A 21,050-nucleotide genomic window follows, 5' to 3' on the forward strand; every position below is an offset into this window, starting at 1 on the left:
ACCTTATCGCAAAACTCAAGGAGACCACGCCAATGAAGGTACTCGTGCCTGTGAAACGCGTGATCGACTACAACGTGAAGGTTCGTGTCAAAGCGGACGGAAGCGGTGTCGATCTGGCCAACGTTAAAATGTCGATGAACCCCTTTGACGAAATCGCTGTCGAAGAAGCCATCCGCCTGAAGGAAGCCGGTAAGGCCGAGGAGGTCGTTGCGGTCTCGATCGGCGTGAAACAGGCCCAGGAAACCCTGCGCACCGCCCTGGCCATGGGTGCAGACCGCGCGATCTTGGTTGTCGCTGCCGATGACGTGCACACCGACATCGAACCCTTGGCCGTTGCCAAAATCCTCGCCAAGATCGTCGAGGAAGAGCGGCCCGGTCTGGTTCTGGCGGGCAAACAGGCCATTGACAACGACATGAACGCCACCGGCCAGATGCTGTCGGCCCTGCTGGGCTGGTCGCAGGGTACCTTTGCCTCGGAACTGGACATCGACGGTGACAGTGCCGTCGTGACCCGCGAAGTTGACGGCGGCCTGCAGACCATCAAGGTCAAGATGCCCGCGATCGTCACCGTGGACCTGCGCCTGAACGAGCCGCGCTATGCGTCGCTGCCCAACATCATGAAGGCCAAGAAAAAGCCGCTGGATGAGAAAACCGCCGATGATTACGGCGTTGATGCCACGCCGCGTCTGGAAATCGTCAAAACCTCCGAGCCCGCGGCACGCGCGGCCGGTATCATGGTCGGCTCGGTGGACGAGCTGGTCGCAAAACTCAAAGAAGCGGGGGCTGTATAATGGCTGTTCTTCTTCTCGCAGAAGTCTCCGATGGTGAACTGGCAATCGACGCAACCGCCAAGGCCGTGACCGCGGCCAAGGCCCTGGGCGATGTGACCGTTCTGTGCGCGGGCGCCTCTGCTGCTGCCGCAGGCGACGCCGCCGCCAAGATCGACGGCGTGACCAAGGTTCTGGTCGCCGAAGAAGCATCGCTGGGTCACCGCCTGGCCGAACCGACCGCCGCGCTGATCGCATCGCTGGCCGGTGACTATGAACATATCGTCGCCCCGGCCACCACGGACGCCAAGAACGTCATGCCGCGCGTTGCCGCGCTGCTGGACGTGATGGTCCTGTCGGACGTGTCCGGCGTTATCGATGGCAAAACGTTCGAGCGCCCGATCTATGCCGGGAACGCGATTCAAACCGTCAAATCGTCGGATGCGAAAAAGGTCATCACCTTCCGCACCTCGACCTTTGATGCCGCTGGCGAAGGCGGGTCTGCCTCGGTCGAAAGCATCGGTGCCGGGGACAACCCCGGCCTGTCGGAATGGGTCGAAGACAAGGTCGCCGCATCGGATCGTCCCGAACTGACCTCGGCCGGTGTGGTCGTGTCCGGTGGGCGCGGCGTCGGCTCCGAAGAGAACTTTGCCCTGATCGAGAAACTGGCCGACAAGCTGGGCGCCGCCGTTGGCGCATCCCGCGCCGCCGTCGACTCGGGCTTTGCACCGAACGACTGGCAGGTTGGCCAGACCGGCAAGGTGGTCGCGCCTGACCTGTATATCGCCGTTGGCATCTCGGGTGCGATCCAACACCTGGCCGGCATGAAGGACAGCAAGATCATCGTCGCGATCAACAAGGACGAAGAAGCCCCGATCTTCCAGGTTGCCGATTACGGTCTGGTTGCCGACCTGTTCGACGCCGTGCCCGAACTGACCGACAGGCTGTAAGTCATTGCGAAAAAATTACAAAAAGGCCCGCCTGTTTTGGCGGGCCTTTTTGTACGAGCCGAATGGGCGGCGCGTGATTGGATAAATCCGGATGCGCACGGTCCGAAGCCTTGTGACGCCCCGTCAGAACGCCTCGGGTTCATTGCCAGGAAATAAAACGCTTGTTAGATTTCTTCAATGCAAGCATGAACCGATAGGAATAAAACATGTCTCTGATCAAGAACTCCCCGAGTTGGGCAGTGGATGAACACAAGATGTTCGCCGATAGTACACGCAGGCTCTTCGATGCAGAGATGGCTCCGAAGATTGAAAAATGGGCGGAGCAGGGAATTGTTGACCGCGACTTCTGGAAAACAGTCGGTCAGCAGGGTGTCATGGGTGGCTCGATTGCCGAAGAATATGGTGGGTTCGGTGGCGGCATCGGGTTCGACGCGATTACCGTCTACGAGCAGGGGCGCACCGGTGATACGGGTTGGGGCTATGGGATTCAGTCCATCGTAATCCATTATCTCAACGCATATGGCAGTGAGGAACAGAAGAAAAAGTGGTTGCCGAAACTGGTCAGCGGCGACAGCGTTGCGGCGATTGCCATGACCGAGCCTGGAACGGGCTCTGACCTCCAGAACGTACAAACCTATGCGGAAAAGGATGGCAACCACTACAAGATCAACGGTTCGAAGATCTTTATCACAAACGGGCACACGGCGGATCTCGTTGTTATCGTGGCAAAGACCGATCGCAACGCCGGCGCCAAGGGCGTTTCGTTGATCGTTCTGGAAACCGAGGGCGCCGAGGGCTTTCGCCGGGGACGGAACCTGAAGAAACTGGGTATGAAAGGTTCGGATACTGCTGAGCTGTTCTTCGAGGATGTGCGCGTGCCCACGGCGAACCTGCTTGGTCCGGAAGAGGGGCAGGGGTTCTACCAGCTGATGAAGCAGCTGCCTTGGGAGCGGCTGATGATCGGCATTACCGCGCTCGGTTTTATTGATTTTGCGATCGATGAAACGGTGAAATATGTTCAGGACCGCAAGGCATTTGGAAGCCGGATCATGGACTTCCAGAATACACGCTTCAAACTGGCGGAATGCAAAACCAAGGCCGAATTGCTACGTTCCTTCGTAAATGACGGGCTCGCGCGTCTTGAAGCGGGCGAACTTGATGCGGCCACGGCTTCGATGGCGAAATGGTGGGGCAGCCAGACGCAGAACGAGGTCATGCATGAATGCCTGCAACTGCACGGCGGTTACGGTTTCATGATGGAATACCCCATCGCGCGACTTTATGCCGACAGCAGGGTCCAGATGATCTATGGCGGCACCAACGAGATCATGAAGGAACTGATCGCACGCTCGATGGATGTTTGATCCGTCCGGTGCCGGGTGGGGCTACTCCCTGCCCGGCCCCAGAATTTCGTCGCTGTGTTCCCCAAGTCGCGGGGCCGGGCGATGATCATGTCGCGCAGGGGTCGCCGAAAAGCGAACCGGCGGGCGTGTCGTCCAGATCGCACCTTCGGTCGGGTGATCAATCCGTTGAAAGAACCCGGTTGCGGCAAGATGGGGATCGTTCGGCAAATCTGACAGGTTGCGCACTGGCATGGCGGGTATGTCGGCCTGCTCCATGAGGTCAAGCCACTCATCTGTGGTCCGGGTCAGCGCAATGTGCGCCACCATATCGTATACTGCGCCGATGTTGCGGCTACGGGCGTCCATGTCCGTGACCCAGACATGGTCGATCATGTCATTGCGCCCAACCGTCTTGAAAAACCGTGCCCATTGTACGTTGGTGTAAGGCAGAATTGTGATGTAGCCATCTGCGGTCTGAACCGGACGCCGGTGCGGAACCAGCATGCGGGCATAGCCGAAATCCTGCGGAGCCTCCTCGAAGGTGGCGCCATCCATATGTTCGGCCAGCAGGAAGGCGGCCAGCGTCTCAAACATCGGAACTTCGACATGCTGGGCCTGTCCCGTACGCTCGCGGTGGAACAGGGCGCCCATCACGGCATAGGCGGCGGTGACCCCGCCAAGCTTGTCGGCCAGAATTGTCGGGGCATAAGCGGGCGGTGCCTCGGGGTCGCGCAAGGTTGCCAGGCTGGCCAATCCCGACACCGACTGGACGGAATCGTCGAATGCTGGCTTGGCGGCATAGGGCCCGTCCTGTCCGAAACCGGTGGCGGATACCGTGATCAGGTTCGGGTTTTCCTGGCGCAGGGTTTCGGGTTCCAAAGACAATCTGGCAAGCGCCGCAGGCCGGATGCTCGAAATCATCACATCGGCATCGATGAGCAGTTTGCGCAACTGATCGAGACCGGTTTGTGTTTTGAGGTCGAGTACGACACTGCGCTTGTTACGGTTGGCCCCCAGAAAAGCGGCACCCATCAGCTTGTTGCGCGATGGCTGGACCTGGCGAAGAAGATCGCCCTCGGGGCCTTCCACCTTGATCACATCGGCCCCCAGATCGCCCAGCATCTGCGTCGCCAAAGGTCCGAAAACTACAGAAGTCAGATCGACGATCTTCACGTCTTGAAGGATCGCCTGATTGTTCTCATCGGTCATTTGATTGTCCACTTAGCTGCCTACCGTTTTTTATGAACAACGGCCGAACTCGGCGCGAAGGGCCTTGCCTTGCGCATCGAAGGCCGGGCAGGGGCCCAGTGCCGTTTCGCCGAGGCTGCGCCGGATCGGGGGGGTCGGGACGTTGATTTCACCGGAAGGCGTGCGAATTACGGACCGGTCAAGCTGGGGGTGACCGGACAGGGTCGCCACGTCGTTCACCGCGCCCGAGGCAATGCCCGCAGCGTCAAGCCGCTTCAGCATCTCGGCGCGGTCATGCGAGGCGAACACGGCCTTGATGAGAACTTCGAGCGCGGGTTTGTTTTCAATTCGCGACGTGTTGTCATGGAACCGGGGGTCGGTTGCCAAAGCCGCATCGCCCAGTATGTGTTCACAGAACCGTTGCCATTCGCCGCTGTGCTGAACGGTAATGACGACAAGCTGACCGTCCTTGCATTCATAGGCCCCGTAAGGGCAGATGACCGTGTGGTTCAGCCCGACACGCGGTGTCGGCTTGCCAAGGTAATCGTGATACAGCAGCGGAACCGACATCCAGTCGGCCATCACATCAAACATTGCCACGGAAACGCCGCTGCCCTTGCCGGTGCGATCACGCCCGACAAGCGCTTCGCAGATTCCGGCATGGGCTGTCATACCTGTGGCGATATCGCAGACCGATACGCCCACCCGTCCCGGTCCGTCCGCAGTACCGGTCACTGATGCCAGACCGCTCTCGCATTGCACCAGAAGGTCATAGGCCTTGGCGTTGCGCATCGGGCCGTCTTCGCCGTATCCGGTGATGTCGCAGGTCACGAGGCGCGGGAATCTCTCTCGCAGACTTGCGGAATCGAGCCCGAGCTTGGCCAGCGCGCCCGGCAGCAGGTTCTGAACAAACACATCCGCGTTTTCCAGCATCCTGAGCAGGATTTCACGGTCTTCGTCGGCTTTAATGTCCAAGGCGACCGCTTCTTTGCCTCGGTTCAGCCATGTGAAATAGGCGCTTTCGCCGTTGGCGGCGGTATCGTAGGCGCGGGCGAAATCGCCGGCTCCCTTGCGTTCGATCTTGATCACGCGCGCGCCGGCATCGGCCAGCCGCGAGGAGCAAAAAGGCGCGGCGACTGCCTGTTCCAACGCAACGACGAGTTTGCCGGAAAGGGGGGCTAAGTCTGAACCTGGCATGAGTTTCTCTCAATTGATCCTAAAAGGTTGACTAAATCTAACAATTGTTAGAAACATAATCAATACGATTAGACAAAGACTGGATCGCTTGAAGGAGAACGCCGGTGCAGGACGCCATAGGACCAGACCAGTTTTTCCAGCGCGCGCTGGCAGAGGGAGAGATCCTGCTGCCCAAGTGCGACGACTGCGGGGCCTATCACTTTTTCCCGCGAGTCCTGTGTCCCCATTGTCATGGCGCCGCGATTTCGTGGAAGCAGGCAGGCGGCAAGGGACGGGTCCACACCACAACAGTCGTGCGCCGAAAGCCCGAACGGGGCGGCGACTACAACGTATGCGTCGTCGAGCTGGACGAGGGTGTCCGGATGATGAGCCGGGTCGAGGGCATTGCCCCAGGTGAGGTCGTCATCGACATGCCTGTAACCGCATTCGTGGGCGAGGCTGAGGGTGTTCCGGCCGTGCTTTTCAAACCGTCGGAGGGATAGGCCATGACCACTGAACTTCGGGGAAAATCCGCCATCGTGGGAACCGGTCATGCCGGTTTCGGAGAAGCCCATGGCCTGACGGCCTATGATGTCATGGCGCAATCCGCGCTTGCGGCGCTTGGCGATGCCGGGCTGAACCTGTCCGACGTCGACGGGCTGTTTTGCACCATGATGGAAGACAGCATGCCGGCGCTTATGGCGGCGGAGTATCTGGGCATCCAGCCCCGTTTCATTGATGGCACAATGTCGGGCGGTTCGTCCTTCGTAAACTACCTGACGTCCGCGACCATGGCCCTTGATGCCGGTCTGTGTGATGTCGCGCTGATTGTTTATGGCTCCAACCAGCGCACCGCATCGGGCAGACTGGTGACCGCTTCACGTCCGCCGGCCTACGAGGCGCCGTATAATCCGCGCTATCCGATCTCGGCCTACGCGATGGCCGCGGCGCGGCACATGCATGAATACGGCACCACCCGCGAACAGCTGGCCGACGTGGCCGTTGCCGCGCGGGCCTGGGCGCAGCGCAACCCCGAAGCGTTCGAGCGCGGCCCGCTGACCCGCGAGGACGTGCTGGGTGCGCGCATGGTGGGCGATCCATTGACCGTGCGCGACTGTTGTCTTGTCACCGACGGTGGCGGCGCGATCGTTATGGTCCACGCGGACCGCGCCCGGGATTTCCCGAAGGCGCCTGTCTATGTGCTGGGCAGTGCTGCGGAAAGCTCGCACCGGCAGATTTCGCAAATGAAGGATTTCACCGTGACCGCCGCCCGCGCCTCGGGCGCGCGCGCTTTTGCGGCGGCCGGCGTGACCCCTGCGGACATCCAGGCGGTCGAGCTTTATGATGCCTTCACCATCAATACCATCCTGTTTCTTGAAGATCTGGGGTTCTGCGCCAAGGGCGAGGGAGGGGCCTTTGTCGAGGGCGGACGCATCGCGCCTGGCGGCGTCTTGCCGGTGAACACGAATGGCGGCGGCCTGTCCTGTGTGCACCCCGGGATGTACGGCATCTTCACAGTGATCGAGGCTGCCCGCCAGATCCGTGGCGACGCGCCAGGCATTCAGTTGAAGGATATTGATCTGGCGCTGGCGCATGGCAACGGCGGTGTGCTGTCCAGTCAGGTCACGGCCATACTTGGATCTCAAAACACGCTCTGACGGCAACTAAGGGAGGAAAGCAAATGCCATTGGATTTCGATGCACTGTCGAACTGGGACTTTGAGGAAATCGAACAGACGCTAACCGAGCGGGATACCATCCTGTATGCACTCGGCCTTGGGTTCGGTGAGGATCCGACCGACAAAAAGGAGCTGGCCTATGTCTATGAGGACGGGCTCAAGGCAGTTCCCTCGATGGCGGTTATTTTGGGGTATCCCGGCTTCTGGCTGCGCGATCCCAAGACCGGCGTAAACTGGCAGAAAGTGCTGCACGGCGAACAGTGGCTCGACATCTACAAGCCGCTGCCGACACATGCCCGGCTTGTCGGCCGTAGCAAGATCGATTTCATCGCCGACAAGGGCGAGGGCAAGGGAGCCGTCATTTACCAAAGCCGCGATATTATCGACGCGGACAGCGGCGAAAAACTAGCGCGCGTGGCGATGTCGGCTTTCTGTCGCGGTGATGGGGGGTTTGGCGGTGAAAACCAGGCGGGTCCGGCACCCGCAGTGCTGCCTGATCGGGCGCCTGATCATATATGTGATATCGATACCCTGCCGCGCCAAGCCCTTATTTATCGTCTCAGCGGTGATTTCAATCCGCTTCATGCTGACCCGGATGTTGCCCGTTCTGTCGGGTTCGACCGCCCGATCCTGCATGGTCTGGCGACCTATGGGCTGGCGGCCCGGGCGATTCTCAAGACGTTGCTGGACTATGATTCTGCCCGGCTTGTCGGTCTGGATGTTCGGTTCTCGGCGCCGGTCTATCCCGGCGAAACCGTGCGGTTCGAAATCTGGGAAGAGGACGGCGAGGCCCGGTTTCGAGCATCTATTCCGGCACGCGACGTGGTTGTTCTGAACAACGGCGCGGCGCGCTTCGCCTGAGGCAGTGAAGATGGCTCAACCGCTCAAGGATATCCTGGTGCTGGATTTCAGCACACTTCTTCCCGGTCCGATGGCGACGCTCATGCTGTCCGAGGCTGGCGCCGAAGTGATCAAGTTCGAGCGTCCCGGAGTCGGCGAGGACGCGCGCCAAACCGAGCCCAAGATCGACGGAGAGAGCATCGGATTTGCCGTGTTGAACCACGGCAAGCGATCGGTGGCCATCGACCTCAAGTCAAGGGGCGCAGTGGAACGTCTGCGCCCCTTGATCGAGAGGGCCGATGTTCTGGTAGAGCAGTTCCGTCCCGGCGTGATGGACCGGCTGGGGCTTGGTTATGAAGCGGTGCGAAAGATCAATCCCGGTCTCATCTATTGTTCGATCACCGGCTATGGCCAGACCGGACCAAAGGCCAGCGCCGCCGGCCACGATCTCAACTACGTCGGTGATGCGGGTATCCTGTCGCTCAGTCGCGGACCGGATGACCAGCCAACGGCCCCGTTCGGGCTGGTCGCCGATATCGGAGGCGGAACCTATCCTGCGGTGATGAATATCCTGCTGGCCCTGATTGCGCGCCAGGCAAGCGGGCAGGGGACGCATCTGGATATCGCAATGGCCGAGGGGGCGTTCGCCTTTGCCTATTGGGCCCATGCCGAAGGTGTGATTGCCGGGCAGAACATCGAAAGCGGTGGCAGCCGTCTGACGGGTGGCCTGGCCCGGTATCGGCTTTATTCGGCTGCGGATGGGCGTCAGATCGCCGTCGGCGCGTTGGAAGAAAAGTTTTGGCAGTTGTTCTGCGATGTCATTGGTTTGCCGGTGGCCCTTCGCGATGATTGGTCCGATCCAAATGCCTGTGCCGCGGAGGTTGCACGTCGTCTGAGGGAACATCCCTCGACCCATTGGGAGGCTTTGCTGGCAGCGGCAGATTGCTGCTGTTCGGTCATGAAAACGCCCGCCGAGGCGGCACATGACCCGCATTTCAAAGCGCGTGACGTGTTCGGGCGGACCGTAAAAATCTCCGGCCGGGACGCGCCTGCTTTGCCGCTGCCAATTGCGCCGGAGTTCCGTTCTTCCGGAAATTCGGTCGGAGTTGCAGCCACTCTGGGCGAAGACAATACGCGTTATGGCGTGGACCAACCAAAGACAGAGTAAATCCCGTTGACGGGCAGGTTTTGAATCGGTAATCTAACATTTGTTAGAAAAAGGGAGGGGCCAATGGACAAGTCTGACGATGACCTGCCGACTGAAGCTGAGCGATATGTCATGCCATCGCGCTTTGTGGAAAGCGATAGCTTGGAAGTGCAGGGTTTCGTGACATCGGCTTTGCGTGATCTCCCTGTGGGCGCAACCAATCGCGACAAGGCGATCCGCCTATTCGAAGCGGTGCGCGACGATATTCGCTATGATCCCTATTGTTTTGCGCTGGATGAGGACTCTTACCGTGCCAGCCGTATCGCTGGGGCGGAAGCGGCGTTTTGCGTTCCCAAGGCAATTCTTCTGGCGGCTTGTTTGCGTGCTGTGGGTATCCCCGCCGCTCTGGGGTTCGCGGATGTGCGCAACCACCTGAATACACCCAAGTTGCAGGAGTTGATGGGGACCGATCTCTTTATCTACCACGGCTATGTTCAGCTGTGGTTGGGGAATGAGGCCTACAAGGTGACACCTGCATTCAACATGGAACTGTGTGAAAGATTCGGGGTCAAACCCCTGGTCTTCGACGGCTATCACGACGCGCTCTTTCATGAGTTCGACGAACAGAATCACCGGCACATGGAATATGTGAACGACCGTGGTCTCTATTTCGACGCGCCGATGGGTGAGTTCCTGGTGGCGTTCAAGGAAACCTATCCGAAGCTGGAAGAATTCAACCGCATCCGGATATCCAAGGATGCGAGCGGATACGATGACGGTTTCGCAAAGGAGGGTGCCTCTTGAGGTATCTGGAAGACTTCTCGCCGGGCCAAGTCTATCGCTTTCGCAGCGCTCCGATGAGCGCGGATTCAATAAAGGCCTTTGCCAAGGAATGGGATCCGCAGCGGCTGCACACCGATGAAGACTATGCAACCGCCATACATGGCAGCCTGATCGCCTCGGGCTTTCAGACCATGCTTGAGGTGTTCAAGCCGGTCATGACCGAGATGATGGTCGATGTTGCCAATATCGGCGGCATGGGCTTTGACAATTTGCGCTGGCTGCGGCCTGTGCACCCGAACGAACCCCTTGATGTCGAACTGACGGTCAACTCGGTCACACCGTCAAAAAGCAAGCCCGACAGAGGTGTTTTGCACTATACGCTCAGCGCCAAAAACCCCGAGGGCGAGGTCGTTTTTTCGACCGACACCCCCGTGATGATCCAGCGAAAACAAAATGACACAAACTGATATCCTTTCCAGCGAACAAGAAGACCTTCGCCTGTTGCGCGAGAGCGTGCGCACGTTGTTTGAACGGGCGGGCGGAAGTGACAGAGCCCGACAACTCCGTGATGCCGGGGGCGGTTTCGATCCGGAGATGGTCCGGGAACTGGCCGAGGCCGGTGTTTTCGGCGTGGCGGTGCCCGAAGATCAGGGCGGGCTTGGCATGGGCCTAGCCGCCGGGGGTGTCATCGCCGAGGAAGTCGGCCGTGTGATTGCCCCGGAACCGGTCGTGTCGACGATCGGTCTGAGCCTCGGCCTTCTGCGCCGCCTTTGTCCGGATCATCCGAAGATGGCACAGCTCATCGGCGGCGAAATTTCATTGGCGGTTGCCTGGCAGGAACGCGGCCCCGACGGGGCGCCTGCCGATGCGACCTGCCGATACGCGGACGGAAAGCTGACCGGTGGCAAGGCCTGGGTCGTCGGTGCGATCGGTTCGCACGGGTTCCTTGTCGTGGCCGAACAGGATGATGGTCCGGTTCTGGTTCTGGCTGAGGCAGACGCGCAGGGGCTTGTCATCGACAAGCGGACGCAGGCGGATGGCAGCTCTCTGGGCGAGCTTTCGTTTTCGGGAACTCCGGCCGCGGAATTGGCCAGCAGCGGTGCAGTTCTCACTGCACTGGCCGAGGCTGTCGCCGATGCAACGGCGCTTGCCGCGGCCGAGCTTGTCGGCCTGAGCGAGCGCGCCTTCGAGATCACGCTCGACTACATCAAGACGCGGGAGCAGTTCGACAAGCCGATCGGATCATTCCAGGTCATCCAGCACCGTGCCGTCGACCTCAACGTGATGTGCGAGGTCGCGCAGGCCGGAGTGCGGGAGGCGCTTGCGCAGATGGATAGCGAAACCGATCCGAAGGTTCGGGCCCCGATTGCCAGCCGCGCCAAAGCGCGCGCCGTCACGGCCGCCAAGAAAATCACCCGCGACGCCATCCAGCTGCACGGGGCCGTCGGGTACACGGATGAGTTCGATATCGGGCTCTACCTGAACCGGGCGCTGGTGCTGTCGGCCTGGTTGGGCGACGATGCCTATCACAGGCGGGTATGGTTCGAGACACGCGAAGCAGAGGGGGCAGCACAATGACCGACTGGAACGCTATGACCGATGCAGAGTTCCGCAAAGAAGTGCGCCAGTTCTTCGAGGCGGAATATCCCGAGGAGCTGCGTCACCTGCCGCACCGACCGAAGTTCGCCGAGATCGAACATTGGCACCGCAAGCTTCACGCCAAGGGCTGGGTCGCGCCAGCCTGGCCCGCTGAATTCGGCGGTATGGGGCTGAACGCCGCCAAGTTGCTGATCTTTTACGAAGAGCAGCAGCGCTGGGGCGTCAATCGCGGCCGCGACATGGGCGTGCAGATGGTCGGGCCGCTGATCATCAAATTCGGCACCCAGGAACAGAAAGATTACTGGCTGCCGCGTATCCTGACCTGCGAAGACATCTGGTGTCAGGGATACTCGGAACCCGGCGCCGGGTCCGATCTGGCGAACCTGCGCACACGCGCGGATATTGATGGCGACGACTTTGTCATCAACGGACAGAAGATCTGGACCACGATGGCGCATGACGCCACGCATATCTTCATGCTGGTGCGCACCGATCCGGAAGCGCCGAAAAAACAACAGGGCATCAGTTTCGTTCTGGCCCCGATGGATCAGCCCGGTGTCGAGGTCCGCACGATCACCACCCTTTCGGGTGAAACCGAGTTCTGCGAAGTTTTCTTTGACGATGCCCGGACGCCCCGCGAAAACCTTGTCGGTGAGTTGAACAAGGGCTGGACGATGGCCAAGGCTCTTTTGAGCTTCGAGCGTATCTTCATCGGCTCGCCCAGTCTGGCCCAGAACGCGCTGGGGCAATTGGAGAGCTTTGCCCGTGGCCGTGGCGCGTTTGACGATCCGGTGTTCCGCGACCGTTTTGCCCAGGCGGCACTGGATGTGGAAGATCATGCCGCACTTTATGCCCGTTTTGCAGATCAGCTCAAACGTGGCGAGACGCTGGGTGCGGATGTCTCCATGCTGAAGATTTGGGTGACTGAATGCTTCCAGCGCATCACCGAGCTGATGATCGAAGCAGCCGGCCCCGATGGCGGCTCCATCGGGCCGCTTCAGGTCGGCAACATAAATGTCGATGTTCTGGCCAGCTTCTACAAGGCCAGACCCACCACGATCTACGGTGGATCGAACGAAATCCAGAGAAACATCCTGTCCAAGGCGGTCCTCGGGCTGCCTGGTTAATTCAATACCCCACGGAGGAAATAGAACTATGTCGGATCGTTATGCAAAATACGACAAACTGAAATTTGACTACCCGGCGGATCGCGTGCTGCGCATCACCTTCGACCGGCCCGAGACCTTCAATTCCGTGGATGCGGAAACCCACACCCAGATGACCGACATGTGGATCGACATCGACCGCGACCCCGACATTAACGCGGTCATCGTGACCGGCGCGGGCAAGGCGTTTTCCGCCGGCGGTGATTTCAGCCTGATCGAAAACATGATTGGCAATTCGCACGAGATCATGAAGACGTGGAAAGAAGCCAAGGATCTCGTCTATAACATCATCAACTGCAACAAGCCGATCATTTCCGCGATCAATGGCCCTGCGGCCGGCGCGGGCCTTGTGGTTGCCATTCTGGCCGATATCTCGATCGCCGGAAAGAAGGCCAAGATTGTCGATGGTCATCCCCGCCTTGGTGTTGCCGCCGGTGACGTCGCGGCGATCATCTGGCCGCTGCTGACCTCGATGGCCAAGGCGAAATACTATCTGATGACCTGCAAGCCGGTGTCGGGCGAAGAGGCCGAGCGTATCGGTCTGGTGTCAATGTGCGTCGAGGATGACGAGCTTCAGCAGATCGCTTTGGACACGGCTGTCGAACTGGCCAACGGCTCGCAAAGCGCGATCCGCTGGACCAAGTATTCGCTGAACAACTGGCTGCGCCAGGCCGGGCCGATCTTTGATGCGTCGACCGCGCTGGAGATGCTTGGCTTCATGAGCGAGGACGTCAAGGAGGGTGTGTTGTCGCACCGCGAGAAGCGCACGCCGAACTTCCGCAAGGACTGCCCGATTTAACGCCCGATTGGACGAGGAGGCATGGAAATGTCTGATGATATCTACCAAGATATAGCTCAAGCCTATGCCGCTGCGGCCAACAAGGCTCCTGGCCTGAAATCGCGATTTGCGGCTGCCGGATTCGATCCGGCAGCCGTCACATCGGTGACGGACCTCTCGCGTCTTCCAGTGATGAAAAAGGAAGAACTTCTGAAAATCCAACGCGAGAACCCGCCCTTTGGCGGGTTTCTGGCGTCTGATCTGAAGGATATCGGGCGGATCTACGTGTCCCCCGGCCCGATTTTCGAACCGGCCCTTTCGGGCGGCGGCGGCCACGGCCTTGACCTGCTGTTCAAGTCGGCAGGCGTGGGGCCGGGGGGTATCATCCTGAACACCTGGATGTATCATCTGGTGCCCGCGGGGCTTTTGTTCGACGAAGCCGCACAGGCTGCTGGCGCCACCGTAATCCCCGGCGGCGTCGGCAATACGGAGCTTCAGGCACAGATCATCGTCGAAACCGGCGTGACTTCGATCTGCGCCTCGACCGCGTTTTTCCTGACGCTGGCGGACAAGGTGATCGAAACCTATGGCCGCGACGCATGGAAGGTGAAGACAGCCTTCCTCGGCGGTGAGATGGGCGACTGGATGACCAAGCGCCGCCGGATCGAGGCCGAATACGGCGTGTCCACCTGGGCCGCCTATGCCACCGCCGATCTGGGCCTTGTTGCCTATGAGGATGGCGGCAAAGGCTACCTGGTTCATCCCGACCGCGTGGTGCAGATCTGCGATCCGATCAGCGGCGAACAGGTCGCCCATGGTGAACCGGGCGAGGTTGTCGTGACCGCGCGCGATGCCACCTGGCCGATGATCCGGTTCGGCACCGGCGACAGCGCCTTTGCCCTGGAAAGCAACGCGGATGGCACCGTCAGCCGGATTTCAGCATTGCAGGGACGGGTCGGGGCAGCGGTCAAAGTGCGCGAGATTTTCGTTTATCCGCGCGTGGTTGAAGAAGTTGTCATCGGCACGCCGGGCGCAAAGGCCGCGCAGGCCGTGGTAACGCGCGAGAACGATCGCGACATGATCCGCCTCTCGCTTGTGCTGGAAGACGGTGCCGACGCTTCCGCCGCGGAAGCCGCCGCCGCTGATACCTTCAAACTGCATGCACGAATTCGTGCTGACGAGGTGAACATTGTTTCGGAACTACCCGAAAATGCAGAACTGATCGTCAACCAAAACGACCGCTAAGATCGGGTCTCGATCATTCGCGACAACCGCAGAAACAGATGGGCGGCCGGGCAACTGGCCGCCCTCTTTCGTCAGGAACAGAGCGCATCTTTGGCGCCCTGGTATTCCCGGTCGAGACGGTCGACGTAGTCCGCCGTGGTCATCACCTCTTTCACCGCTCCGATCCCCTGACCGCTGCCCCAGATGTCACGCCAGGCCTTGGGGCGAATGTCGCCGGTGGCCAGATCGAGTTTGTTGCCGATCCCGGCCAGGTTGTCCGGATCGAGACCGACCGCCCGCACCGACGGTTTCAGATAGTTGGCATGCACGCCGCTGAAATAGTCGGTATAGACAATATCATCGGCCCCGCCTTCGACGATCATTTGCTTGTACTCCTCCGACGCGACCGCCTCGGTCATGGCAATGAAGGGGGATCCGATATACCCAAAATCCGCACCCATGGCCTGCGCCGCCAGAATTGAGCGCCCGGTCGCGATGGACCCGGACAGGGCAAGCGGACCATCGAACCATTTCCGGATTTCCTGAACCAGCGCAAAGGGTGACAAGGCCCCGGCGTGGCCGCCAGCGCCGGCGCAGACCGCGATCAGGCCGTCGGCGCCCTTGTCGATCGCTTTCCTGGCGTATTTGTTGTTGATTACATCGTGCAGTACAGTGCCGCCGCACTCATGTGCCGCCTGGTTGACGTCTTCCCGTGCGCCCATTGATGTGATCCAGACAGGCACTTTCCAGCGCGCACATATTTCGACGTCCCGCTCAATCCGATCATTCGATCGATGGACGATCTGGTTGACCGCGAATGGCGCGGCGGGCCGATCGGGATTGGCCTGATTGTGCGCGTCAAGCTCTTCAGTGATGCGCTTGAGCCAGGCTCCAAGCAGCGGCGGTTCACCTTCGGACTCGCGTGCGTTCAGCGCCGGAAAGCTGCCGATGACGCCGGCTTTGCACTGGGCGACGACAAGATCCGGCCCGGACACCAGGAACATGGGCGAGCAGATCACAGGCAGGCGCAAGCGGCCGAGAGGGGTGTCGGAGTACATTGTCTATTTCTTCTTTGCTGTTTCAACAGGGGGTGCCGAGGCCCGTAGCCGTGACGGGCGCGCATGGGAAGGGAAGCCGAAAAAACGTGCCAGCAGACCGCAAGGAAATACACAGAACGGGTGAATTTTACACATGTCTGATTTTCCGCACCGGACTATAGCCCGTCGCTCAATGCCACTCCTATCGTGTTCCATGCTAGCCCATTCCTGGGAGGAGGAAGCGGTGCCATTGCTCTACAGCCGCTCGGAAAGCGTTGGTCGGATGACTTTCGATTTTCCCGAGAAGAAGAATGCCCTTGATCAAGACGCACGCAAAGAGATGGAACGCATCGTCACCCAGGTGCGCGACGATGACCGCGTGCGCGCGCTGTTGATCACGGGCGCCGGGGGCGCGTTTTGCGCCGGAGGCGATATCAGCACTTTCGCCGGTTCTTCGCCTGTGGCCATGCGGGACCGCATGAAACAACAGCACCGCGTAACCCGGATGCTATATGATCTTGAAAAGCCGGTCGTCGCGGCGGTTGCCGGGCCGGCCTTTGGCGTGGGGTTCAACATTGCGCTTCTGGCTGACGTGATCCTGGCCGCGCCCTCGGCCCGCTTTTGCCAGGCCTATGCGCGCGTGGCGATCGTGCCCGACGGTGGCGGGCTTTACTTGCTGGCGCGGACGGTCGGGACGCAGCGGGCGAAGGCGATGTTCCTGACGGCCCAGGTGATCGATGCCCAAGAGGCGCACGACCTTGGGATCGTCCACGCAATCCACGAAGAAGACGCGCTCGACGCAGAGGCCGATGCGCTGGCCGCGCGTCTGGCCGAAGGGCCGACCCGAGCCTTTGGGCTGGGCAAGTCGATGCTGAACCGTGGCATGGATTGCGATTTCGCGACCTATCTCGAGATCGAGGCAACCGCCGAAGCCCATATCATGCAGACCGCAGATCACCGCGAGGCGGTCGCCTCTTTCAAGGAAAAGCGCCCGCCGCGCTTTGTCGGATCATGAACGCGGCGCCCGATAGTGGCCCGCTGGCCGGTCTTCGGGTGATCGACCTCGGGCAGGTCTACCTTGGGCCCTATTGCGGTCTGATGTTCGCGCTCATGGGGGCCGAGGTCATCAAGGTCGAGCCGCCCGGCGGCGACAGTATCCGCGGCATCGCGGGCGGGCGCGAGAACCCCGCAGCGATGATGCTCAATTCCAGCAAACAGAGCGTGACGCTCGATCTGGGGTCCGAGGGCGGGCGCAGCGCCCTGCTGGCGCTGGCAGATTCGGCCGATGTTCTAATCGAGAATTTCCGTCCCGGTACGATGGAGAAACTGCGGCTGGGGTGGGAAACACTCTGTGCCCGCAATCCGCGCCTGGTCATGGGGTCAGGAAAGGGCTACGCGGCCGATTCCGTCTATCGCGATGCGCCGGCGATGGATTTTCCTATTCAGGCCCTGACCGGGCTGATGTCGGTGACCGGGTTTCCCGATGGTCCGCCGGTGAAATGCGGCGCAGCGATCACCGATTTTCTGGGCGGTATCCACCTTTTTGGTGGCATTATGGCGGCGTTGCATGCGCGCGGCGCGACAGGGCGCGGGGATTTTGTCCAGATCGCGATGCAGGACGTCACGCACCACGCGCTGGCGTCGAATGTCGCAAGCTATCTGCTGGCGCCTGACGGGTTCGCCGACCGGGCCGGCAACAGTCAGGCCGTGCTCAAGGTCGCACCCTACGACCTGTTTCCGGCGCGCGACGGGCAGGTGGCCATCATGTGCCTGAATGATCGCCACTGGCAGCAGCTGACCCGGGCCATGGGTCGCCCTAATCTGGCCGAAGATCCCGAACTGGCCGCGGGACCCGCGCGCTGCGCGCGGCGTGCCCAAGTCGATGGCTGGGTGACGGCGTGGACCTCAAGTCAGACCCGCGCCGAGATTTTCGCGGCCCTGAGCAGCGCACATGTGCCGGGCGCCCCGGTGCGCACGCTCGCTGAGGTGGTGTCGGACGATGACATGCGCGCCCGCGGCATGATCCATGACCTTCCGCATCCAGACCTGGGCACGGTCCCTGTTCCAGGGCTGCCGATGCGTTTCGCGGCTCACCCACAGGTCACCCCTATCCCCGCACCAACCGTAGGCGCCGATACGGCGCGCATCCTGACCGCACTGGAACAGGACCTGCCCTCTGCTCAATCAAAGGACACCTACTGACATGTTCAAGCTCGATCCGGAATTGGAGGATTTTCGCAACGAGGCACGCAAGCTGGCTGAGCGCGAGTTTGCTCCCAGGGCCGCCCATTGGGACGAAGCCGAAGAGTTTCCAGCCGCGAACCGCGACAAGCTGGCCGAACTTGGCTATCTGGGAATGTTCATCCCTGAAGAATACGGCGGCTCCGGCGCGCCAGTGATCCAGGGCACGGTGTTTCTGGAAGAAATGGCGCGGGTCTGTTTCAACACGGCGCTGGTCTCGCAACTCTACCTGAACGGCCCATCCCGGGCAATCAGCGTTCTGGGCAGCGACGAGCAGAAAAAGCGGTTCCTGCCAGACATGGCGGCCGGCAAGAAATTCATCGCAATCGCCATCAGCGAGCCCGAGGCGGGGTCGGCGGTGACAGACCTGCGCACCACGGCCACAAGGGACGGCGACGGATGGGTGCTGAATGGCAACAAATGCTGGTCCACGGGCGCCCATGTGGCCGATTATGCGCTGGTCTTCTGCCGTTTCGGCAAGGCCAGCGGGGCGAAGGGGATTGGTGCCTTTGTCGTCGATCTGAAGAAGCCGGGCGCTCGGATCGGCCACATATCGCTGAAGATGGGTGGCCGGGGACTGACCGAGGCCGAGATTATCCTTGAAAACTACAAGGCCGGTCCCGAGGATGTGCTGGTCGAAGGGGACCCGGAAAGCTCGCGCTCCTTCGCGCTGTTGATGAGCAGTTTCGGACCCGAGCGGGTGGGCAACGCAGCGATGTGCGTGGGGCTGGCGCAGGGCGCTTTCGATGCTGCAAAGTCGTATTCCGAGATTCGCCATCAGTTCGGGCGCCCGATCAAGGAGTTCCAGGGCCTGCAATGGAAAATCGCCGACATGGCCACACAGATCCATGCTGCGCGTCTGATGGTCTATCGGGCCGCGACCAACCCCGCGCCGAACGGCTTTCCCGATCCGATGGATGCGACCATGGCCAAGCTTTACGCCAACGAAATGGCGCAGAGGGTCACGAACGAAGCGCTGCAGATCCACGGTCACAATGGTTACACGCGCGAATACCCGCTGGAACGTATGGTGCGTGACGCGCGCGGCTTCGCGCTTGGCGGTGGCACCGTCGAAATCCTGCGCAATACGATCGCCGCCATGGTCTACGGCCACAGCTTCGACCAGCGGCGGGGGTAGGGCGGATGCATCCCTCGTTGCTAACGACAGAACAGGTCGCTCTCAAGGATGCCGCGCGAAAACTGGCGCTCGGGGAATTCCGGGACCGCGCCGCACGCTGGGACCGCGACGGCATCTACCCCGAGGAAAACCACCATCGGCTGGCCGCGCTTGGCTATCTGGGCATGACCATTCCCGAAGAATACGGCGGTGGCGGTGCGCCGCTGGTGGATTGCTATCTCGTGATCGAGGAACTGGCCAAGGTGGATTTCAATACCGCGCTGATCGTTCACGATCAGAACGTCTCGCCCCGGATCATCGCCACCTGCGGCAGCGAGGCGTTGAAGCAGTCTTTCCTGCCCCGCTTCGCCGCGGGCGAGATCGAATGCGCGATCTCCTGGACCGAGCCAGAGGCCGGGTCGGACGCCACCGCGGTGACGACATCGCTGCGCCCGGACGGGGACGGGTTTGTGCTGAACGGCGGCAAGATCTTTACCACTTTCGGCGACAGGGCCGATTACCTTCTGGTCTATGCTCGGTTCTGCGAAAGCAAAGGCGCGCGAGGCATCGGAACCGTTTTGGTGCACCGCAAAAGCCCCGGCGTTTCGGTCCATATTCTTGAACAGAAGATGGGCGCGCGCGGCTGCAACGAATGCGAGATCCATTTCGACGATGTGCGGGTGCCGTCCGAAAACGTCGTGACCGAAGGGCTGGCCGGCAACTCCAGCGGCTTTGTCCGCCCGCTGGGTGTCTATAACGCCACGCGCGTCGGCATGGGGATACTGGCGCTTGGTGTCGCCGAGGGGGCGTTCGACCTTGCACGCGACTACATGAAGACCCGTCGGCAATTCGGCAAGGCGCTGTCCGAGATGCAGGGGCTGCAATGGATGATGTCGGACATGAAGGTGCAGATCGAGGCCGCGCGGTCGTTGTGTTATACGGCGCTGTCGCTGATCGACCGTGGCCAGGCCGATCCAACATTGTCTTCGATCGCCAAGGTTCAGGCCACCGAAATGGCACAGCGCGTCACCCATGACGCCATGCAGATGTTCGGTGGCTACGGCTATTTCGGTTCGCTTCCGTTGGAGCGGATGGTGAGGGATGTGCGGATGCTGACGATCACCGGGGGAACGACCCAGATACACAAGAACGGGATTGCTCGGGCGCTCTTCACTGACTGACGAATCTTCGCCAAAGGGAGGGGCGGTCATGACAAGCGATATCACTGTGGAACACTCAGAAGGTCTGGCCGTCGTGTCGTTGAACCGGCCCGACAAGCTGAATGCGCTGACCCTCGACATGCGCGTCGAACTCCTGGACGCGTTTCGCGATATCCAAACTGACCCGCGGATTCGCGCCGTATTACTGCGGGGCGAGGGCCGCGCTTTTTGTGCGGGTGCGGATATTTCGACCATGGGCAAGGACGATGTCTGGGGTGATCGGGCGCGCTTGTACAGGGCACACCAGATGATCCTTTCCATATTCAATTGCGAGAAGCCTGTGGTTGCCGCGGTGCGCGGTCCGGCGGTCGGGATCGGTCTGAGCATGGCGCTCGCCTGCGACGTTATCCTGCTCTCCGAGACGGCAAGATTCGGTCAGGTTTTTCGCAAGATCGGGCTGGCCCCCGATGGCGGCGCGGCGTTTTTCCTTCAGAATCTGATCGGTCGGCAACGTGCGACGGACCTTGCCTTCTCAGCGCGGATGGTGCCGGCGGATGAAGCCCTGAGCCTGGGATTGGCAAGCCAGGTTCATCCCGATGATGCCCTCGACCGGGCGGCCCTGGACTATGCGACAGACCTGGCCGCGGGGCCAACCTTTGCCCTGGCCGGTACCAAGCGGCTGATGCGCGCCGCGATGCAACCGTCTCTGGAGAACTTTCTTGAAACAGAAGCCATCATTCAGGGGCAAATCATCAAGAGCGCGGATCACGCCGAAGGCATCGACGCCTTTCTGAGCAAGAGAAAACCGGTTTTCCGTGGCGCATGACCAAGCGGATTGGCCCTTTTTACGACAGGG

The 21,050-nt window shown here is 60.8% G+C and carries 21 protein-coding genes; 17 read left to right on the forward strand and 4 right to left on the reverse strand.

Annotated features, from left to right (window positions below):
* The first annotated feature begins 32 nt into the window (after positions 1-32).
* From IEV87_RS21770 to IEV87_RS21780, 3 genes are all read left to right on the forward strand, one after another.
* On the forward strand, positions 33-791 hold the full coding sequence (locus IEV87_RS21770; protein ID WP_043753092.1) for an electron transfer flavoprotein subunit beta/FixA family protein: 759 nt from the start codon (positions 33-35) through the stop codon (positions 789-791).
* Positions 791-1,717, forward strand: a complete 927-nt coding sequence (locus tag IEV87_RS21775) for an electron transfer flavoprotein subunit alpha/FixB family protein (protein ID WP_043753090.1) — start codon at positions 791-793, stop codon at positions 1,715-1,717. The genes IEV87_RS21770 and IEV87_RS21775 overlap by 1 nt, the downstream gene beginning before the upstream one ends.
* 206 nt (positions 1,718-1,923) lie before the next feature.
* Entirely contained in the window at positions 1,924-3,081 is a 1,158-nt protein-coding gene (locus IEV87_RS21780) for an acyl-CoA dehydrogenase family protein (RefSeq protein WP_081979662.1), read from the forward strand.
* A 21-nt stretch (positions 3,082-3,102) separates the two neighbouring features.
* On the opposite strand, the gene IEV87_RS21785 is transcribed toward IEV87_RS21780, so the two are convergent.
* From IEV87_RS21785 to IEV87_RS23095, 3 genes are all read right to left on the reverse strand, one after another.
* The gene (locus tag IEV87_RS21785) at positions 3,103-4,269 is read right to left on the reverse strand and encodes a CaiB/BaiF CoA transferase family protein (protein WP_043753088.1); all 1,167 of its coding nucleotides are present in this window, start codon (positions 4,267-4,269) and stop codon (positions 3,103-3,105) included.
* Positions 4,270-4,299: 30 nt separating this feature from the next.
* Positions 4,300-5,445, reverse strand: a complete 1,146-nt coding sequence (locus tag IEV87_RS21790; RefSeq protein ID WP_048534182.1) for a CaiB/BaiF CoA transferase family protein — start codon at positions 5,443-5,445, stop codon at positions 4,300-4,302.
* 68 nt (positions 5,446-5,513) lie between these two features.
* On the reverse strand, positions 5,514-5,999 hold the full coding sequence (locus tag IEV87_RS23095; RefSeq protein ID WP_444544313.1) for a hypothetical protein: 486 nt from the start codon (positions 5,997-5,999) through the stop codon (positions 5,514-5,516).
* On the opposite strand from IEV87_RS23095, the gene IEV87_RS21800 reads away from it, so the two are divergent.
* The 9 genes from IEV87_RS21800 (at position 5,931) to IEV87_RS21840 (ending at position 14,660) form a co-directional block, all read left to right on the forward strand.
* The gene (locus IEV87_RS21800; RefSeq protein WP_043753083.1) at positions 5,931-7,082 is read left to right on the forward strand and encodes a thiolase; all 1,152 of its coding nucleotides are present in this window, start codon (positions 5,931-5,933) and stop codon (positions 7,080-7,082) included. The genes IEV87_RS23095 and IEV87_RS21800 overlap by 69 nt on opposite strands.
* 23 nt (positions 7,083-7,105) lie before the next feature.
* Positions 7,106-7,963: a MaoC/PaaZ C-terminal domain-containing protein gene (locus IEV87_RS21805; protein ID WP_028284918.1), complete on the forward strand. Its 858-nt coding sequence runs from the start codon at positions 7,106-7,108 to the stop codon at positions 7,961-7,963.
* Positions 7,964-7,973: 10 nt separating this feature from the next.
* The gene (locus tag IEV87_RS21810) at positions 7,974-9,110 is read left to right on the forward strand and encodes a CaiB/BaiF CoA transferase family protein (RefSeq protein ID WP_043753082.1); all 1,137 of its coding nucleotides are present in this window, start codon (positions 7,974-7,976) and stop codon (positions 9,108-9,110) included.
* A gap of 63 nt (positions 9,111-9,173) precedes the next feature.
* Positions 9,174-9,893, forward strand: coding sequence for a transglutaminase-like domain-containing protein (locus IEV87_RS21815; RefSeq protein ID WP_028284916.1), 720 nt, complete (start codon positions 9,174-9,176; stop codon positions 9,891-9,893).
* Positions 9,890-10,339: a MaoC family dehydratase gene (locus IEV87_RS21820; RefSeq protein WP_027264320.1), complete on the forward strand. Its 450-nt coding sequence runs from the start codon at positions 9,890-9,892 to the stop codon at positions 10,337-10,339. Before IEV87_RS21815 ends, IEV87_RS21820 begins: the two co-directional genes overlap by 4 nt.
* Positions 10,326-11,450: an acyl-CoA dehydrogenase family protein gene (locus IEV87_RS21825; RefSeq protein WP_188479821.1), complete on the forward strand. Its 1,125-nt coding sequence runs from the start codon at positions 10,326-10,328 to the stop codon at positions 11,448-11,450. Before IEV87_RS21820 ends, IEV87_RS21825 begins: the two co-directional genes overlap by 14 nt.
* Positions 11,447-12,598 (forward strand): acyl-CoA dehydrogenase family protein, encoded by a 1,152-nt coding sequence (locus IEV87_RS21830; RefSeq protein ID WP_043753080.1) that lies wholly within the window; start codon positions 11,447-11,449, stop codon positions 12,596-12,598. The genes IEV87_RS21825 and IEV87_RS21830 overlap by 4 nt, the downstream gene beginning before the upstream one ends.
* A 28-nt stretch (positions 12,599-12,626) precedes the next feature.
* Complete coding sequence (locus IEV87_RS21835) at positions 12,627-13,436, forward strand: enoyl-CoA hydratase/isomerase family protein (protein ID WP_043753079.1); 810 nt, start codon at positions 12,627-12,629, stop codon at positions 13,434-13,436.
* 27 nt (positions 13,437-13,463) lie between these two features.
* Positions 13,464-14,660, forward strand: coding sequence for a phenylacetate--CoA ligase family protein (locus tag IEV87_RS21840; RefSeq protein WP_229737779.1), 1,197 nt, complete (start codon positions 13,464-13,466; stop codon positions 14,658-14,660).
* A 71-nt stretch (positions 14,661-14,731) separates the two neighbouring features.
* Here the strand turns inward: IEV87_RS21840 and IEV87_RS21845 are convergent, their stop codons facing one another.
* Positions 14,732-15,697, reverse strand: a complete 966-nt coding sequence (locus IEV87_RS21845) for an NAD(P)H-dependent flavin oxidoreductase (RefSeq protein ID WP_043753074.1) — start codon at positions 15,695-15,697, stop codon at positions 14,732-14,734.
* Positions 15,698-15,830: 133 nt separating this feature from the next.
* Between IEV87_RS21845 and IEV87_RS21850 the strand changes: the two genes are divergently transcribed.
* The 5 genes from IEV87_RS21850 to IEV87_RS21870 are packed head-to-tail and all read left to right on the forward strand — an operon-like array spanning position 15,831 to position 21,020.
* Entirely contained in the window at positions 15,831-16,691 is an 861-nt protein-coding gene (locus tag IEV87_RS21850) for an enoyl-CoA hydratase/isomerase family protein (RefSeq protein WP_229737780.1), read from the forward strand.
* Entirely contained in the window at positions 16,688-17,878 is a 1,191-nt protein-coding gene (locus tag IEV87_RS21855; protein ID WP_043753070.1) for a CaiB/BaiF CoA transferase family protein, read from the forward strand. The genes IEV87_RS21850 and IEV87_RS21855 overlap by 4 nt, the downstream gene beginning before the upstream one ends.
* Position 17,879: 1 nt before the next feature.
* Complete coding sequence (locus IEV87_RS21860) at positions 17,880-19,055, forward strand: acyl-CoA dehydrogenase family protein (RefSeq protein ID WP_027264328.1); 1,176 nt, start codon at positions 17,880-17,882, stop codon at positions 19,053-19,055.
* A 17-nt stretch (positions 19,056-19,072) separates the two neighbouring features.
* Positions 19,073-20,215 carry an acyl-CoA dehydrogenase family protein gene (locus tag IEV87_RS21865; RefSeq protein ID WP_229737781.1) on the forward strand — a complete coding sequence of 381 codons (1,143 nt, stop codon included), beginning with the start codon at positions 19,073-19,075 and terminating at the stop codon, positions 20,213-20,215.
* 28 nt (positions 20,216-20,243) lie between these two features.
* Positions 20,244-21,020, forward strand: a complete 777-nt coding sequence (locus IEV87_RS21870; RefSeq protein ID WP_048534167.1) for an enoyl-CoA hydratase/isomerase family protein — start codon at positions 20,244-20,246, stop codon at positions 21,018-21,020.
* Positions 21,021-21,050: the final 30 nt, after the last annotated feature.

The sequence above is a fragment of the Primorskyibacter flagellatus genome (assembly GCF_014638275.1).
Classification (GTDB): Bacteria; Pseudomonadota; Alphaproteobacteria; order Rhodobacterales; family Rhodobacteraceae; genus Pseudooceanicola; species Pseudooceanicola flagellatus_A.

Excerpts from the sequence above, each read along its gene's own strand:
- IEV87_RS21770 (WP_043753092.1), top strand. The coding sequence starts at position 33 with ATGAAGGTACTCGTGCCTGTGAAACGCGTGATCGACTACAACGTGAAG.
- IEV87_RS21775 (WP_043753090.1), top strand. The coding sequence starts at position 791 with ATGGCTGTTCTTCTTCTCGCAGAAGTCTCCGATGGTGAACTGGCAATC.
- IEV87_RS21780 (WP_081979662.1), top strand. The coding sequence starts at position 1,924 with ATGTCTCTGATCAAGAACTCCCCGAGTTGGGCAGTGGATGAACACAAG.
- IEV87_RS21785 (WP_043753088.1), bottom strand. The coding sequence starts at position 4,269 with ATGACCGATGAGAACAATCAGGCGATCCTTCAAGACGTGAAGATCGTC.
- IEV87_RS21790 (WP_048534182.1), bottom strand. The coding sequence starts at position 5,445 with ATGCCAGGTTCAGACTTAGCCCCCCTTTCCGGCAAACTCGTCGTTGCG.
- IEV87_RS21800 (WP_043753083.1), top strand. The coding sequence starts at position 5,931 with ATGACCACTGAACTTCGGGGAAAATCCGCCATCGTGGGAACCGGTCAT.
- IEV87_RS23095 (WP_444544313.1), bottom strand. The coding sequence starts at position 5,999 with ATGGGCTTCTCCGAAACCGGCATGACCGGTTCCCACGATGGCGGATTT.
- IEV87_RS21805 (WP_028284918.1), top strand. The coding sequence starts at position 7,106 with ATGCCATTGGATTTCGATGCACTGTCGAACTGGGACTTTGAGGAAATC.
- IEV87_RS21810 (WP_043753082.1), top strand. The coding sequence starts at position 7,974 with ATGGCTCAACCGCTCAAGGATATCCTGGTGCTGGATTTCAGCACACTT.
- IEV87_RS21815 (WP_028284916.1), top strand. The coding sequence starts at position 9,174 with ATGGACAAGTCTGACGATGACCTGCCGACTGAAGCTGAGCGATATGTC.
- IEV87_RS21825 (WP_188479821.1), top strand. The coding sequence starts at position 10,326 with ATGACACAAACTGATATCCTTTCCAGCGAACAAGAAGACCTTCGCCTG.
- IEV87_RS21830 (WP_043753080.1), top strand. The coding sequence starts at position 11,447 with ATGACCGACTGGAACGCTATGACCGATGCAGAGTTCCGCAAAGAAGTG.
- IEV87_RS21835 (WP_043753079.1), top strand. The coding sequence starts at position 12,627 with ATGTCGGATCGTTATGCAAAATACGACAAACTGAAATTTGACTACCCG.
- IEV87_RS21840 (WP_229737779.1), top strand. The coding sequence starts at position 13,464 with ATGTCTGATGATATCTACCAAGATATAGCTCAAGCCTATGCCGCTGCG.
- IEV87_RS21845 (WP_043753074.1), bottom strand. The coding sequence starts at position 15,697 with ATGTACTCCGACACCCCTCTCGGCCGCTTGCGCCTGCCTGTGATCTGC.
- IEV87_RS21850 (WP_229737780.1), top strand. The coding sequence starts at position 15,831 with ATGTCTGATTTTCCGCACCGGACTATAGCCCGTCGCTCAATGCCACTC.
- IEV87_RS21855 (WP_043753070.1), top strand. The coding sequence starts at position 16,688 with ATGAACGCGGCGCCCGATAGTGGCCCGCTGGCCGGTCTTCGGGTGATC.
- IEV87_RS21860 (WP_027264328.1), top strand. The coding sequence starts at position 17,880 with ATGTTCAAGCTCGATCCGGAATTGGAGGATTTTCGCAACGAGGCACGC.
- IEV87_RS21870 (WP_048534167.1), top strand. The coding sequence starts at position 20,244 with ATGACAAGCGATATCACTGTGGAACACTCAGAAGGTCTGGCCGTCGTG.